Source organism: Paenibacillus sp. PsM32, from assembly GCF_030433815.1.
In the GTDB taxonomy this organism is placed as follows: Bacteria; Bacillota; Bacilli; order Paenibacillales; family Paenibacillaceae; genus Saccharibacillus; species Saccharibacillus kyungheensis.
The window spans coordinates 1-207 of record NZ_JARUWY010000131.1 but is presented as its reverse complement, the minus strand read 5'-3'; the positions used below and the strand labels follow the sequence as shown (position 1 = coordinate 207).

1 pseudogene is annotated in these 207 nt (G+C 55.6%); it reads right to left on the bottom strand.

The features are described 5' to 3' along the window. A pseudogene (locus QCD85_RS23900) lies at positions 1–207 on the bottom strand (glycosyl hydrolase family 8); the annotation flags it as partial.

Genomic DNA, 207 nt, shown 5'->3' with positions numbered 1-207 from the left:
GGGGGGGGGGTCAGAGCAGGATGGCCGGATCTTTTGTACGCTCTGGCTGTTTTGCACAATCCATTATAGATCGTCTGTGATTGCGTATCTTGCCCTGCCAGCAGAGCGGTAATCACCATGCCATCCCCCTGCCCTTCGGAAGTCCCCAGCGGGTCAAAGCCTTCTGCATCACCCGTAATATCAACACGCACATAATCGCCACCTTGC